The sequence below is a fragment of the Bifidobacterium phasiani genome (genome assembly GCF_019331775.1).
Classification (GTDB): Bacteria; Actinomycetota; Actinomycetes; order Actinomycetales; family Bifidobacteriaceae; genus Bifidobacterium; species Bifidobacterium phasiani.
Genome location: NZ_JAHBBD010000003.1, coordinates 145,862 through 161,956, shown reverse-complemented (window position 1 = coordinate 161,956; position 16,095 = coordinate 145,862). Strand labels below are relative to the sequence as shown.

General features: G+C 68.6%; 7 protein-coding genes and 1 pseudogene. 3 read left to right on the top strand and 5 right to left on the bottom strand.

Annotation, left to right across the window (positions count from 1 at the left end):
- Positions 1-565: 565 nt before the first annotated feature.
- Positions 566-2,359, bottom strand: a complete 1,794-nt coding sequence (locus KIH73_RS02460) for a threonine/serine exporter family protein (protein ID WP_338023931.1) — start codon at positions 2,357-2,359, stop codon at positions 566-568.
- Between the two features lie 411 nt (positions 2,360-2,770).
- Between KIH73_RS02460 and KIH73_RS02455 the strand changes: the two are divergent.
- The 3 genes and pseudogenes from KIH73_RS02455 to KIH73_RS02445 all read left to right on the top strand — a co-directional run.
- Positions 2,771-5,437: pseudogene (locus tag KIH73_RS02455) on the top strand (phosphoenolpyruvate carboxylase); the annotation flags it as partial.
- A 126-nt stretch (positions 5,438-5,563) separates the two neighbouring features.
- Positions 5,564-6,283, top strand: coding sequence for a LytR/AlgR family response regulator transcription factor (locus KIH73_RS02450; protein ID WP_338023930.1), 720 nt, complete (start codon positions 5,564-5,566; stop codon positions 6,281-6,283).
- Positions 6,280-7,584 (top strand): ATP-binding protein, encoded by a 1,305-nt coding sequence (locus KIH73_RS02445; RefSeq protein ID WP_219080176.1) that lies wholly within the window; start codon positions 6,280-6,282, stop codon positions 7,582-7,584. Before KIH73_RS02450 ends, KIH73_RS02445 begins: the two co-directional genes overlap by 4 nt.
- Positions 7,585-7,832: 248 nt before the next feature.
- Here the strand turns inward: KIH73_RS02445 and KIH73_RS02440 are convergent, their stop codons facing one another.
- From KIH73_RS02440 to KIH73_RS02425, 4 genes are all read right to left on the bottom strand, one after another.
- The gene (locus KIH73_RS02440) at positions 7,833-8,111 is read right to left on the bottom strand and encodes a hypothetical protein (RefSeq protein ID WP_219080174.1); all 279 of its coding nucleotides are present in this window, start codon (positions 8,109-8,111) and stop codon (positions 7,833-7,835) included.
- A complete protein-coding gene (locus KIH73_RS02435; RefSeq protein WP_219080172.1) occupies positions 8,108-10,942 on the bottom strand; it encodes a beta-glucosidase in 2,835 nt (944 codons plus the stop codon). The genes KIH73_RS02440 and KIH73_RS02435 overlap by 4 nt, the downstream gene beginning before the upstream one ends.
- Positions 10,943-11,760: 818 nt before the next feature.
- The gene (locus KIH73_RS02430) at positions 11,761-13,596 is read right to left on the bottom strand and encodes a glycoside hydrolase family 36 protein (protein WP_219080170.1); all 1,836 of its coding nucleotides are present in this window, start codon (positions 13,594-13,596) and stop codon (positions 11,761-11,763) included.
- Between the two features lie 201 nt (positions 13,597-13,797).
- Entirely contained in the window at positions 13,798-15,939 is a 2,142-nt protein-coding gene (locus KIH73_RS02425) for an alpha-galactosidase (RefSeq protein WP_219080168.1), read from the bottom strand.
- Between the last annotated feature and the right edge of the window lie 156 nt (positions 15,940-16,095).

The window sequence follows — 16,095 nt, the reverse complement described above, 5'->3', positions numbered from 1 at the left end:
TGACTATGTGTAGTGGATTCGGGGAGCTGCGGACATCCATCTGCACTAAGTGAGGCATCCTTGGCGGATGCCGGCGGGTATGGATGGCGGTATTCCGCCATCCATACCCGGGCTCTCGCCGTCTGGGTGCCCCACCTAACGCAGATAGATGTCTGCAAGGCCCCCAATCCGCTACAACTAATCGAATTGGCCTCCAGCACACCGATGCAGCTGGTTCTCGAACCGGTCCATCACCGTCATGGGTTGCGCCGGCCGCCACACCCCAGCCGTAGCGCCCCAGCCGCGACGCACATTGTGCAATGCACCGACGCGACTGCACAAACACCGCCGATGAAATCTGGCCGCTGTCGCCGCAACGCACATTGTGCAATGCCCCCTGATGCGACGGCATCACACCTGCCCGGGCACACGCATTGATGATTATTCCGTCAATCATACTTGCGGCGGCACCACACCGGCCCGGGCGTACGATATCGGTCTCGCCGGCCGCGGCCCGGGCCTCGCAGGATCAGACCCGCCCCACAGGACCAGGCCCGGCGCAGCGCCGTATGGCGGCGCCCGGGGATCAGACGTCGTAGCGCCAGGACTTGTCCGTGATAACGCGCGCCATCGCCAGTCCGATGGGCAGGCAGACGATCACCATGAACGCCCGGAACACCCAGTCGAGGGCGAGCTGCGTATCGAACTGCCCCAGGTAGAACATGGCCTGATACATATACATACCCGGCACCATGATGACGATCGACGGCACGGTCAGGCAGATGCGCGGATAGTCCAGATGCGGCGGCAGCCAGCCGCGGCGCACCGACGAGCGCCAGGCCGAGGCGAGCAGCCCGGCCAGCAACGCGCCGAGGAAGGCGCCGAGCTCCGCCGACAGACCGTAATCCACCGCGATCAGACGCAGCGTGTCCGTGGCGGCGCCGATCAGCGCGGCGACGAAGCACATGCGCTGCGGGGAGTTGAACAGCACCGAGAACCCCCACACGCCCACGAAGGCGGCGACGAAGCGCAGGCAGTTGTTCACCGCCGGATCGAGGCCGAGCGGCTCGAACCCCTCCGGATGCAGCTGCACGGTGGACGCCACCATCCAGGCCGCCAGCGTGGCCATCAGAATGATGGTCAGGGTGTAGGCGAGGCGTTGGATGCCCGACGGGAAGTCGATCTTCGCCAGGTCCAGCCCGCCGGTGATCAGCGGGAATCCGGGGATCACGAACAGGATCGCGCCGATGTAGGCGGTGTCGTGCTGCAGGGCCACCGGATCGACCAGCCCGATCAGACGCAGCGCCCCGACGCAGATCAGCGCGGCCACGCACACGCACACGAAGGTGACGAAGAACTGGTTGAGATGCTTGGCCAGCAGCCGCCGACGCAGCCATTGGCCGATGCCGGCGCCGAAGAACGCGCCGACCATGTCGTACACGCCGCCGCCGAGCAGGAACACGAACGAGGCGCACGCCAGCGCGGCGCACAGCCCGGAGAACCACGCCGGGTACAGGGGGGCGCGGTGCTCGATGAGATCCAGACGCTCATGCACCTGCTTGACGGTCAGGCCCGGGCCGATGCCGCCGGGCACGGAGGCGCCGGCCATATGCGCGAAGTGCACGGCGTAGCGGTCGGACAGCGGCATGCGCATGCGACGGCGACGCCTCGGGCAGGCGGGACGCGCGGCGCGACGCGCGCCGTCCTGCGACCCCTCGCCCGCATGGGCCTGCGCGGCGTTCCGGACCGCATCACGCGCGTCGTCCCGCTGCGCGCCGTCCACATCGTCGCGTGCACGGCCGACGCCGGGCGTCGCGTCCTGGTTCGATGCGTCGCCCGGCCCAAGCGGCGTCTCATGCCCCATCTCGCGCTCGAGGTCGCGCTCGACGGCGCGCAGCACCGAGGCGTCGGCCCCCGGCGCGTCCAGATGCTCGACGACCTCCTCCGAGACGGCCGCCGTGGCGTGGTACATCGACCCCTTGCCGAGGTTCGTGTTGAACCAGTCGGCGAAATGCTCCAGCAGCCAGATGCGTTCGGTGTTCACGCCCGTGGTCGGCAGGTCGATGACCTCGGTGATGCGCTCCTTGCCGTCGGTGCACGCGGCGGCGATGTCGGTGAGGTTCACGTCGGCGCGCACGTGCACGCCCAGCGGATAGGCGATGCGGTGCATCATCTCGCGCACGCGGAAGCTTCCGGTGCCCGCGCTCAGGTCGAGCATGCCGACGCGCACGATGACGCTGGACTTCGCCGCGATGCCCGCCTCGAGAATCGGTTTGTCCCAATCGCGTTCGATGTCCTCCATATCCAGCGGGATGGAGTGGGTATGGTACTTGGTGACGGCGGTGGCGGTGCCGTCGTTCTGCTTTCGGCCGAATCTCACCCTTCCAGTAGTACCGCACGGCCTGCCCCGGACCGCCGCCGGGCCGCGGGAAACCGCATGGTTCCGCGTGCCGCAACGTTTCATCATCATCCATGCCGCAGCGGCGACGGCGCGCCGGCCGGCCGCCGCCGCCACGCGACACCGCCCGCCATGCCGTACGATATGCGGCCCGTTCGTAACATACGCGCACATACAGGTCGTAGAATAATCGGGACAACCGCCGGATCCGACGGCTTTGGGTTCGCAACTTTCCGTCAACACAACCGCGGAGGAGCCGCGGATGACGGAATGACCGAGCAACCGTGCAGACCGGCAGAGGAGGTTGATGTGACAATACAACACGAAAGCAACGCCGCCGACGGGGCCGTGCAGGCCACGCCGACGGGCGCCGGCGAAGGCCAGCAGACCATGCCGACCTCGCTGGAGCACAACATGGAGCTGTGCCTGCAGATCCTGCGCGAGGTGCTCGACGAGTTCGACCCCAAGCTGCTCGCCACCTTCGACACGGTGCGCACCTACGCCGTGGAGGCCAGCGCGGAGCACTTCGCCGGCGCGATGACCGACCCCGACCCGGAGAACGACGGGCTGCAGAAGGCGGTCGAGGTCATCGACAACATGAACCTGAACGACGCCCAGCTGTTGTCGCGCGCGTTCACCACCTACTTCCACCTGGCGAACCTGTGCGAGGAGAACTACCGCGTCTCCGTGCTGCGCCAGCGCGAGTCCGAGGTCGACGAGAACCAGGCGGTCGACCCGGTCAACGAGCTGACGGTCGCGTACCACCAGCTGATCACCGAGATGGGCCCGGCCAAGGCCAAGGCGCTGCTGGACAAGCTGGAGTTCCACCCGGTGTTCACCGCGCACCCGACCGAGGCCCGCCGCAAGGCCGTCGAAGGCAAGATCCGCCGCATCGCCGACCTGCTGAGCGTGCACGACCACCTCGGCGGCTCGGAGAAGCGCGAGAACTACCGCCGCCTGTTCAACGAGATCGACGCCCTGTTCCGCACCTCGCCGATCGAGCACCGCAAGCCGACGCCGGTCGAGGAGGCGAACACGATCCTCGACATCTTCGACAACACGCTGTTCCACGCCATCCCGCAGGTCTACCGCCGCTTCGACGACTGGCTGCTGGGCGACAAGGCCGGGCTCGTGGAGCCGGCCTGCCCCGCGTTCTTCCACCCGGGCAGCTGGATCGGCTCCGACCGCGACGGCAACCCGAACGTCACCGCCAAGGTGAGCCGCCAGGTGGCGCGCAACTTCAGCGACCACGTGATCGCCGCGCTCGAGGGGGCGACGCGCACCGTCGGCCGCAACCTGACGATGGACACGCAGTCCACCCCGCCGAGCGAGGAGCTCAAGCACCTGTGGACGCGCCAGAAGGAGATGAGCGAGCGGCTGACCGACCAGGCCGACCTGCTGTCGGCCAAGGAGCCGCACCGCGCCGTCATGCTGGTGATGGCCGACCGCCTGCACTACACGATCGCCCGCGACGCGGACCTCATGTACCACAGCTGCGACGACTTCATCGCCGACCTCAAGGTCGTCCAGCGGTCGCTGGCCGCCGCGGGCGCCGCGCGCTCCGCGTACGGCCCGCTGCAGGACCTGATCTGGCAGGCCGAGACCTTCGGCTTCCACATGGTCGAGATGGAGTTCCGCCAGCATTCGGTCGTGCATTCGCGCGCGCTGGAGGACATCCGCCAGCACGGCCTGCACGGCGAGCGCGGCCCGCTGCAGCCGATGACCCAGGAGGTGCTCGACACCTTCCGCGCCCTCGGCTCGATCCAGAAGCGCAACGGCCTGAAGGCCGCCGGCCGGTACATCATCTCGTTCACCAAGTCGGCGCAGAACGTGCGCGACGTGTACGAGCTGAACCGCCTCGCGTTCTCGAACCCGAAGGACGTGCCCGTCATCGACGTGATCCCGCTGTTCGAGCAGCTCGAGGACCTGCAGAACTCGGTGAACGTGCTCGACGAGATCATCAAGATCCCGGAGATGCAGGAACGCCTCAAGGCCACCGGCGGCAAGATGGAGGTCATGCTCGGCTACTCCGACTCCTCGAAGGACGCCGGCCCGACCTCGTCGATCTTCGCGCTGCACCAGGCCGAGATGAACATCGTGGCGTGGGCGGAGGAGAACAACATCGACCTGACGCTGTTCCACGGCCGCGGCGGCGCAGTCGGCCGCGGCGGCGGCCCCGCGAACCGCGCGGTGCTCGCCCAGCCGAAGGGCTCCGTCAACTGCCGTTTCAAGCTCACCGAGCAGGGCGAGGTCATCTTCGCCCGGTACGGCAACCCGGTGCTGGCGATCCGCCACATCGAGTCGGTCGCGGCCGCCACGCTGCTGCAGTCCGCGCCGAGCATCGAGAAGACGAACACCGAGATGACCGAGAAGTACGCGGACATGACCGCGCAGCTCAACGACTCCTCGCACGAGCGCTTCCTCGACCTGATCCACACCGACGGGTTCGCCCCGTGGTTCTCGATCGTCACGCCGCTGACCGAGGTGGGCCTGCTGCCGATCGGCTCGCGCCCGGCGAAGCGCGGCCTGGGCGCCAAGTCGCTCGACGACCTGCGCACCATCCCGTGGGTGTTCGCCTGGGCGCAGGCGCGCATCAACCTGGCCGCCTGGTACGGCCTGGGCACCGCCTGCGAGCAGTTCGGCGACCTGGACACGCTGCGCCAGGCGTACCGGGAGTGGCCGCTGTTCTCGACGTTCATCGACAACATCGAGATGTCGATCGCCAAGACCGACGAGCGCATCGCCAGGATGTACCTGGCGCTGGACGACCGCGAAGACCTCAACGAGAAGGTGCTCGGCGAGATGGAGCTCACCCGCAAGTGGGTGCTCGACATCGTCGGCGACAAGTGGCCGCTGGAGCACCGCCACGTGCTCGGCCAGGCGATCCGCATCCGTTCGCCGTACGTGGACGCGCTGTCGGTCACACAGGTGCTCGCGCTCAAGTCGCTGCGCCGCCGCGTGGACAAGGAGGAGCTGAGCCAGAGCCAGCAGGCCGGGTTCATCTACCTGATCCTGTGCACCGTGTCCGGCGTCGCGGCCGGCCTGCAGAACACCGGCTGATCCGCGCCTTCCGCTCATCGGGAACGCCGCGCACCCGCGCTCGGGTGCGCGGCGTTCCCGTTTCGGGCCATGTGGCGGTTCCGCGGGCCGCGCATCTCTCCAATCCGCGGCTGGTACCATGATGGCGTGGTTCGGATAGCGATAGTCGAGGACGACGCGGAGTGCGCGCAGTCGATCGCTCGATGCCTCGACCGCTTCTCAAGCGAGCATGGCGTCCGGATCGAGTACGAGACGTTCGGCGACGGCGCCGCGATAGCCGAGCATTACACGCCACGCTACGACATCATCCTCCTGGACATCGAGATGCCCGACATGGACGGCATTACGGCGGCGCGGAGCATCCGCAGGACCGACGCCGACGTCGTCATCATCTTCATCACCAACATGGCGCAGTACGCGCTGCAGGGGTACACCGTGCACGCCCGCGCCTACGTGCTCAAGCCCGTCAACTACTACGGACTGTCGCTGGAGCTGCAGAGCGCCATCGAGCAGATCGGCCGCAGCCGCGCGCGGACCGGCCGCGCGGTGCTGCTCCCCGACGGCGGCGGCACCGCGCGGGTCCCGTTGGCGGACATCCGCTACGTGGAGAGCCGACGGCACAACATCCTCGTCCACACGATCACCGGCGTGCTGCGCTTCCGGTCCTCGATGAACGGCATCGAGGCGATGATCGACGACCCGGCCTTCGTGCGGTGCAACGTCAGCTATCTGGTCAACCTCGCCCACGTCGGCGGCATCACCGAAGAGCGCGAGGCCGTCGTCGGCGACGACCGCGTGCCCATCAGCAGGCAGCGGTACAAGGAGTTCATGGCCGCACTGTCCGCATACTACGGAGGCAACCGATGAGTGAGACGCTGAACATGCCCATGATGCTGGCGTGCGGCCTGGTCATGGTGGCGGCGCTGGGCGTCTCGGACCGGCGGCCCTCGCGGGGCCGCATCGCGGCCGCCATGGCGACGGCGGCCGTGATGCTGGCCGTCGCCTGCGCCATCGACATGCTGATCGTGGACTTCGACACCGCCTCCACGGCGGTGGAGGCGCCGCTGTCCCAGCTGATGGTCGCCGTGTTCGCGCTGACGGTCTGCCGCATGGCGCCGGCCCCGGGGATCTACGCGGCGATATGGGCGCAGATCGGCGCGTCGATGCTGTCGGAGCTCGTCGACCTGGCGACGATGCTCCTGCCCGACCCGTGGCGCGTCATCTGCCGGCTGGCGCTGACCGCCGCCGTGTGCGCGGCGGCGTACGCCCTCTGCCGGCGCAGGCTCGGGCCTTGGCTGCAGACCACGGGATCCCATCGCATCGGCCGGCGCAAGCTCGTGTTTGCGGTCTGCGTCGGGGCGATCTTTCTGCTGCTGTCGAACTACCAGCTGATCTTCCTGCTCATCGGTTCCAGCGGCCATTCGTACATGGTCCCGACGTTCCGCCTGCTCATCGGCGCGCTGAGCCTGCTGACGCTGTACCTGCAGAACGACATCGAACGACGGCAGCGCACGCAGATGGAGCTCGACACGGTCCGCCAGCTATGGCGCAGCAAGCAGGGCCAGTACGAGGTGGCCAAGGAGACCATCGAGATCATCAACCGCAAATGCCATGACCTCAAGTACCAGCTGGCGGCCTTCCGCATGATGCACGACGACGCGGAAATCGACCGCCGGCTCGGCGAGGTCGAGCGCTCGGTGATGATCTACGACTCCGCCGTCAAGACCGGCAACCAGGTGTTGGACGTGGTGCTGACCGAGAAAAGCCTGTACTGCGAAGCGCACCACATCACGATGACGTGCATGGCGGACGGCTCGGGGCTGGGGTTCATCGAGCAGACCGATCTGTACGCGCTGTTCGGCAACGCGCTCGACAACGCCATCGAAAGCGTGATGCGGCAGGAGGACGAGGACAAGCGCATCATCCAGGTGTCGGTGCGCCAGGAGCGGGGGTTTCTGATCATCGGCGTGCGCAACTACTGCGACCGGCCGGTCGAGCTGGTAGACGGGCTGCCCGTCACCACCAAGACCCAGGACCGCGGCTACCACGGCTACGGGCTGCGCGGCATCCGGTACACCGCCGAGAAGTACGGCGGCACGATGGATATCCGCGTCGCCGACGAGTCGTTCACGCTGCAGGTGCTGATCCCGGTCGCGTCCGCGGCGTGACCGCGCGCCCGGCGGGAGGCCCGGGTACGACGATGGGGCGGTCCCTGCGCGGGACCGCCCCATGACAGAACGGGCATCGACCGGACGGCGGCGGATGAGGAGGAGGTGCCGGACCGATCGCATCGACGCCCTGGCGGAGGGCGGGCCCTGGGCATCAGGCCCGCCCCGCGTGCGGTGGGCCGGGTCCGGCCCCGCCGGCCGCGGATGGCTCGCGCGGACGGGACCGGCCCGGGTCGCCGGCTACCGGGTCACTTCGACAGCGCCCGGAGCAGGACGTTCTTGCACATGCAGAGCACGAACACCACCAGGCTGACGACGAACGCCGCCAGGCAGGGGCCCATGATGGCCTCGTTCGTCCCGGAGGTCAGGATGTAGCCGATCGACCAGCTCAGGATCTGCACGTTCGTCGCGGCGAGCACGTAGATGACGCCGGTGACGATGCCGATCGAGGCGCTGGCCACGATCAGCAGCAGCCAGACGAGGTTGATGACCGGGGATTCCTTGAGTCGCTGATACGTCGTGTTCATCGTCCGGACCTTTCCGTGTTGTTCTTGGCGGGCACGCACCAGGCGCGGACCGGCAGGGCGACGAACAGGAGCACGGCGAGCGCGACGAGCACGATGTCGCCGGCGACCCACGCCCACTCCCAGTTCACGTCGTACATGCCGCTCACCTCGGAGGCCTTGCTGTTGGCGTACACGTACAGGATGTTCTTCGCGGCCTTCTGCATCTGGGCGATGCCGTAGTCGCTGTCGAGCGTGATGTCGGTGTAGCCGCAGTCGCCGCTGGCGCGGGTCAGCATCATGTCGTTGCCGGCCGCGATCGCGTAGTCCGGCAGCATGTAGTAGTCACCGCCGGGGCCCACGCCGTCGGTGATGATCTTGCCGGTGAAGCCCCATTCCTCGCGCGGCATCTCGGTGCACAGCGCGTAGGTGGCGGAGCTCCAGGAGGTGCCGATGCGGCTCAGCTCGGTCATCAGGCCGGTGCAGTCGGCCAGCTTGATGGCCAGCTCGAACGGGCGGGCGTAGATCTCGCGCAGGGCCTGCTCGTTGCACCAGTTGGCGGCGCCGTCGCGGTTCGTGTCCTGCGTGTTGAGCAGGTAGTGCTTGGCGTAGACGTACACGCCCTCGCCCTGCATGCCGCCGACCTCGGCCGCCGCCAGCAGGCCGGCGAGCGTCGGATCCTCGGCGAAGTACTCGAAGTTGCGGCCGCCGAACGGGGAGCGGTGCGTGTTCATGGCCGGGGCGTAGAGGCCCACCACGCCCCAGGAGAGCGCCTCCTGCGCGTAGATGGAGCCCATCTCGTTGACCAGGTCGCAGTTCCACGTCATGCCCATGAGCACCTCGGAGGCGTAGCTGTTCATCTTGGTGCCGCTGAAGTTGAAGCCGTTGAGGCCCTGCGGGCCGTCGATGTCGGTGGTGGCCTTCTTGCCGACCGACTCGATGGCGGAGGTCTGCCAGCCGGCGTTGCCGGTCAGCTCGATCAGCTCGTCGACGCTCATCTGCTGCACCAGCAGGTCCCACTGCTCGTCGTCGTAGTCGACGCCGGCCAGGTCGTCGACGCTCAGGCCGTTGTCCGCGTCGGTGACCGGCGTGTCCACGTCGGTGTCGACGGTCTCGAGGACGGTGGAGCCCGGGCCGTTGGCCTCGAGGCGCGCACGCACCTCGTCGGGGATCTCGGTCGGGTTCAGCCGGCGCTCGACCTTCGGGAAGGTGCCGGCGAAGTCGGCGCGCGACAGGTAGGTCATGTTGGTCTCCAGCGTGCCCGCGTCGGCGAACTCCTGCTGGCTGACCGCGGCGACCTCGTCGGTGGAGCGCTTGCCGTCGTTCTCGTCGTTGTAGATGATCGTGTCGGCCAGCTCGTAGGTGAACGTGCCGCCGTCGTTCTTGACGGTGTGCGAGTCCGTCCGCAGGGTGAAGGTGTACGTGCCCGTGTCCATGACGTACGCGCCGACGCCGTCCCAGTCGAACGAGGCCATGTCGTCGAAGGTCATCGTGAGCTCGACGTCCTGCGACTCGCCCGGCTCCAGCAGGTCGGTCTTGGCGAACGCGCCGAGGTTGACCGCCGACTTCTCGATGCCGCCCTCGATGTAGGGGGCGCTGTAGTACAGCTGGACGACGTCCTTGCCCGCCACGTCGCCGGTGTTGGTGACGGTGACGGTCGCGGTGACCTCGCCGCCCTGCCCGTCGACCCGGTAGTCGGCGAGATCCCAGTCGAAGGTCGTGTAGCTCAGACCGTAGCCGAACGGATACTGCACGATGGAGTCGTAGTCGGCGTAGTCGTAGACGGTGCCGTCGGCGGCCGTGACCACGGCGTTCTCGGCGGCCGCGGTCTCGTACCAGCGGTAGCCGGTGTAGATGTTCTCCTCGTAGTAGAAGTAGCTGTCCGACATCTCCTGCTCGTAGTCGCTGTACGTGCAGTCGCCCATGTTGTAGTAGGAGGGGGCGCTCTTGACGTCGTAGGCGTAGGTGTCGACGAGGTGGCCGCTCGGGTTGGTCTCGCCGAGCAGGATGTCGGCGACGCCGCGCATGCCGGTGGCGCCCGGACCCGCGATCTGGAGCGCGGCGTCCACGCCGTCGTCCTCCAGGAAGCCCAGCTCCATCGCATGCGAGGAGTTGATGAGCACGATCACGTTGTCGAAGTTCTCCTCGACGGCGTCGAGCAGCTCCAGCTCCACGTCCTGCAGCTCGAGGTAGCTCTTGCCCGCGTCGCCGCCGACCAGACCGGCGCCGGTCTCCTCGTCGGTCACGCCCATGTCCATCGGCAGGTCGCCGCCCTCGCCGCCGGCGCGGGAGAAGATGACGACGGCCGTGTCGCTGTACTCGCGCGCCGAGTCCATCATGTCGAGGACCTCGGTGCAGTTGGCGTCGTAGATGTTGTAGTCGCCGCCGTTGGGGGAGAACACGTTCCACGAGGCGCTGTCCTGCGACTTCTCGGTGTAGAAGTCCCACAGGTCCTCGTTGATCTCCAGGCCCTCGGCCTCGAAGGACTCCTTGAGCGTGTCGTTGTAGGACGCGCCGGACGTCGAACCGGAGCCGGAGCCGCCGTACACCAGGTTCACGCTGGCGTAGCCAAACACGTTGACCTGGTTGGTGTCGAGCGGCAGCGAGCCGTTCTCGTTCTTGAGCAGCGTGGCGCCCTCGCCGGCGATCTCCTGGGTGATGTCGCGGGCCGACTGGTAGACCTCGTCATCGCCGCCGTCGGCGATCTGCGCGTTCAGGTCGAGTGTGGACGAGATGGTGCTCGAGTACCGGTTCAGGGCCACGTTGGCCACGATCAGCACGATCGTGAGCAGCACGGTGAGCACCAGGCCGAGCACGCCGAATTTCTTGCTGATCGGACGGACGAATCGTTTCATCCCCGCTCCTTCCGTGCAGCGCGCCGATCGGCGTTCCAGCACGCCGGCACGATGATCGCTTTGCCATACCGCATAGCGAATCCTCCTTCTGTCCTGTGAATCATCGGGTTCCGGCACCGATACGGTCGAAGCGAACGGCGGGCGTCGCAGCCGCGCGGCGCGCGCACCGGTCGAGGCACGAATCAGCGTCGATAGAGCCATTTCACCGGAAACGGTCAGGATGCGCCGGGTGGGCGGCACGATCGGCAGGAATCGCGGCACCATCCGTCGCGTCGACGCGGTGACGGGATGGCATGATGGTGCGGAGGAATGACGCGGCGGGGGTGACGCGAGAGCGGCAGGCCGTCCCTACGCGCACAATGTGCCTTGACGTAAATCGACGATACCCTTGCCACACCACGAGAACATTGATCTTCCATCATGCACAATGTGTATTTGGAGATTGGTGATGCCCCGAATCACCGCGGGGCGGCCCACGCCATCGCCCGCATGCACAATGTGTGTTTGGGGGTCGCAGACTTTGGGGGATGGTCTGCGGGCTTTGGCGACTTGGCACCGTTCTCCGCAGACCATCCCCCAAAGTCTGCGGACCCAGTCGGGCATGTCCCTAGCGATGGGCTTCTCAGTCATGAGTTCCCGGGCACGGTCGGGCACGGTCGGACACATCCGGACTTGCCCGGGGCATGTCTGGCACGACGCTTACGACGGCCACCACACAATGTGCCGTGGCGCGACCATGCCACGGCACATCCCCGACACCCGCCCGGCGAAGACCGGGCGCACTCAGCGCGGCCCAGACGCCGGACACACGCTCCCGATCACTCGTCGAAGGCGAGGTAACTGGCGTAGCGCTTGGGCGTGGTCGTGTAGTTGATGCCGCAGTCGTCGTACCAGTCGTAGTGAACCGTCACCGCACCGTCCGCATCCGACTCCGACGGGTCCTCGCCCCAGGTCTCGGGGCAATCGGTCCATTCCCAGTCCAGCGGGCGCAGGCGCGACGGCCGCTCGGCGGCGACGCGCAGCGCGGCGATGAGGTCGCGCTCCTCGGCGTCGGGCATCGTATGCGGCGCGGCGGAGAAGAAGAACGAGGTCCCGGTGCGGGCCACCAGATCCGCCCACTGCCGGTTGAACCGCCAGTCGATGCGCTCCGAGACGCCCACGCAGTCGGCGTCGAGCTCGAAGAACGTGTTGTGCTGCGGCAGCCGGAAGGCCAGGGTGTTGACGCCGTTCCTGCGGGTGCGCTCCCAGTCCAGGCCGCTGGTGTCGTCGCCGGTGCGGGCGATGTGCATGAGCCCGGCGCCGAGGTGGCCGATGGTGTTGCATCCGAGGATCAGCGCGCCGTACGGTCGCGCGGCCTCCAGGATCGCCTCGTACAGCCGCTTGACCACCTGCGCGGCGGTGAGCGAGCGGTCGTGGTAGTGCCAGTCGGATTCGGCGGTCATCCACGGGTTCATCTGGAAGCCCCAGCGGCCGAACAGGTCGTAGGTGGAGAAATCGTGCTTGATCAGCCGGTACCCCCATTGGCACAATGTGTCGATGTCCTCGCGAATGTACGCGAGCGCGCCGGGATGCGTGGGGTCGAGGCAGCCGTTCGGCAGCCGCCAGTCCCCGGGTATCGCCGGGTCCTCGTTGAGCAGCAGCCGCACCCAGATGCCGGGCCGCACGCCCTGTTCGGCGATGCGCCCGGCCAGCTCGGCCATGTCGGGGAACTTCGCGTTGCCGGCGCGCCACGGCCCGCCGTTGTACTCGTCGAGCCGGTGGTTCGACTGCCAGCCGTCGTCGATGACCATATACGGGCGGACCGCGTTGCCCTCGGTCAGCGCGGCGAGGTAGGCGGCGTCGCGCACGATGTCGTCGGCGCTGCTGACGCCGTACGCGTAATACCAGTTGTTGCTGCCATACACCGGTTCGCCGGGCAGCAGCGGATCGTCGCACATCACCCGGCAGAACCGGCGCGCGGCCTCGAAGGTGCCGATGCCGCGGTATGCACGGGCCACGACGACGGCGAGATCCAGCGGTTCGTCGCCCAGCCGCACGCCGGCGCCGCCGTTGCGCACGTCCATCTCGAGGCTCAGACCGGCGCTGTCGGCCTGCCAGAAGCACAGCGCGTTCGGACGGACCCGCACGCCGTAGCCGGCGACGACCGGGGTGCGCCGGCCGGAGGTGCCGATACCGTCGGCATCGTCGACGATGGCCGCGCCCGCCGCGCCGGCACTGGCGACAGCGACGACGGCATCGTCAGCACCGGCAATATCACCCGCGATACCGGCGCATGCAGCGCCGTCGCCCGCCGCGACACCGGCGTCCGCACCGCCGTCATCCGCGACGAGGAAGTACCACGGCATGATCCGGTTCGGCCGCATGCCTTCGAAGCCGAGCGTGCCGTAGCTGCGCTCCCAGTCGTCGGCCAGGTAGCGGCCGCGGACCGGCATCGGGCGCGCCCAGCGCACGCGAACGTATTTCACGGCCGCGGACGGCGCCGTCAGGACGATGTGCATGCCGTCGGCGGATTGGCGGACGGCGACGTGCACGCCTTCGGTGGTGCGCGCGCCGCGATCGGGGTGGTAGGCGAGCCGTTCCGTGCCGCGCTCGGTGACGACGGTGACCCGTGCGGGGTCGCCCAGACGGACGGGCAGTGCGTTCGGTTCGTTCATGGTTGCTCCTTGTGATGCGTTGGTGTGGTGGGCGGACCTGCCGCGCCCGGTCGGGGCGTTCGGGCGGACCACGCCCGGGCAGGTCGGACTCAGGCAGGTCGGACCCGGGCAAACCAAACCCGGACGAGCCGGCTTCGGACAAACCACGCCCGAATTGCCGGCTCCGGACGGACCATGCCCGGATGATCAAAGCCGATCGGATCAGACCCGGCTGAATTCGATGAGACGGATCGTTTCGGGCCTGCACCGGGGGATGCGCACGCCGATGGTCGCCAGCGCGGCGCCGGTCATCGTGGTGGAGAAATCGTCGCCGAGCGGCCCGCCCGGCAGGATCGGATCCCAGTCGGGGCGCGAGGCGTCGCCGGCGGGGTGCGGCCCGGCCCAGCGCAACGCGTACCGCGCATCGGGGTCGAGGCCGGGCACGCGCAGCCACACGCCGCGGTTCGACGACGACTCCTCGTACTGCACATGCGCGACGATCGCGCGCGACCGGTCCGCGGCGACCACGCCGTGGGCGAGCACCGCCGGGTCGGCGACGTCGAGCCGCACCACGCGCCCGGAGTGGAGGAATCCACGCTCGGCCTTGTACCAGGCGATCCATTGCGCCAGCTCGTCGAGGTCGGCCGCATCGGCCTGACGGATGTCCCATTCGATGCCGAACGCCCCGAACACGGCGGTGGCCGCGCGGAACGCCAGCGTATAGGTACGCCCGGTCTGGTGCGACGTGGTCGCGGAGACGTGCGCGCCGAGGTATTCGGGCGCGACGCTCTGCACCATGCCGCGCTGGATGCGCTGCCGGCTCAGCGCGTCGGTCATGTCGGAGGTCCACACGCGCGAGACGTGCTCGACGACGCCGAGGTCGACGCGCCCGCCGCCCGAGGCGCACGACTCCCAGGCGATGCGGGGGAACCGCTCGCGCAGCGCGTCGAGCAGCCGGTAGTAGCCGACCGTATGGTCGTGCACGGCGGGCGCGCCGCCGCGCGGCGTGCTGCCGGCCTCGAGCAGGTCGCGATTGTGGTCCCATTTGACGTAGTCGACGCCGCACTCCCCGAGCACGGCGCTGATCGCCTCGAACACGTGCGCGAACGCGTCGGGGTTGGTCAGGTCCAGCACCTGCTGGTGTCGGTAGGGCAGCGGCATCCGGCCGTCCGGCCGCAGCACCCAGTCCGGGTGCGCGCGGCACAGGTCGGAGTCGGGGTTGACCATCTCGGGTTCGAACCACAGGCCGAACTGCATGCCGTGCGCGTGCACGGCGTCGGCGAGCGGGCGCAGACCGTCGGGCCACACGTCGCGGTCCACCCACCAGTCGCCCAGGCCGGCGTGGTCGCTGCGGCGCAGGTGGAACCACCCGTCGTCGAGCACGAAGCGTTCGATGCCCAGGCGCGCGGCGCGCTCGACCAGGTCAAGCACCACGTCGGGCCGCTGGTCGAAGTACAGCGCCTCCCACACGTTGAGCGTGACCGGCTGTTCGGCGGGGTGCGCGGGCAGCGACCGCTCCCAGGCGTGCAGGACCTGCATCGCCCCGTCCATGCCGCGATCGGAGGCCGTGACGACGACCCACGGCATCGTGTAGGTCTCGCCCGGCGCGAGCAGGACCTCGCCGGGCAGCAGCAGCTCGCCGGCGAACACGACGGCGCCGTCCTCGGCGATCCGGTCGACGCCCAGCACCGTGTTGCCACTGAAGGCCGGCTGCACGTCGATGACGGAGCCCGAGCCGAACGAGAACCCCGGCGTTCCGGCGATCAGTTCGGCGCCCTCGAACCCGGTCTTGCCGCGGCGGCCCTCGCGCAGCCAGGTCCCGTCGGCGACGCGGTGGCGCTGCGGCTGCCGCTCGTTCTCGTGGCGGCCGGTGAAGTCGATGAATTCGGTCTGGTCGTCGCGCAGCGGCACGGCCACCTCCAGCCCCTCGAGCAGATAGTCGCCGGCGGCGGTGTTGGTCAGGCTGTGGCGGATGCGCAGGGCGCCGCCCGGCATCGCCTCGATGCGGGTGCACAGCGCCAGCCCGGCGTCGGCGTCGCCGGCCCGGATGGTCAGCGCGTCGCCGTCGACGGTCGGGTCGGCGTCGAGGACGAACCGGGTCGTCCAGTCGAGTCCGGCGGCGGGGGAGCCCGGGCCGCCGGCGAGGATGCGGTGGCCGCGCAGCGCAGGGCGGCCGTAGCGGCCGGTCGCGTGCTCGGGCAGCAGCGTGGTGCGGCGCGGCGACTGCACGGGAAGCGCCGCGAGCCGCGCGGGGTCGGCGCAGGGGGCGATGGCGAGGACGGCGGGCAGACCGTCGCCGCGGCGGGCGTCGGCGAGGACGATGCGCGTCGTCGGCTCCGCGGTGGGGGTTGCGGGGAACAGCATGGTGGCTCCTTGGTGTCGGAAGGGGAGGCGACGCCGCGCATCCGGCGGGTTATCACGCGGGCGTCGTATGGTGGGCTCGGACGGACGGCCGTGCAAGAAAGGGAGAGTCACGGCCGTCCGTCTGGTCCCCGTGCGGTGATCCGCACTGGTCGCGGG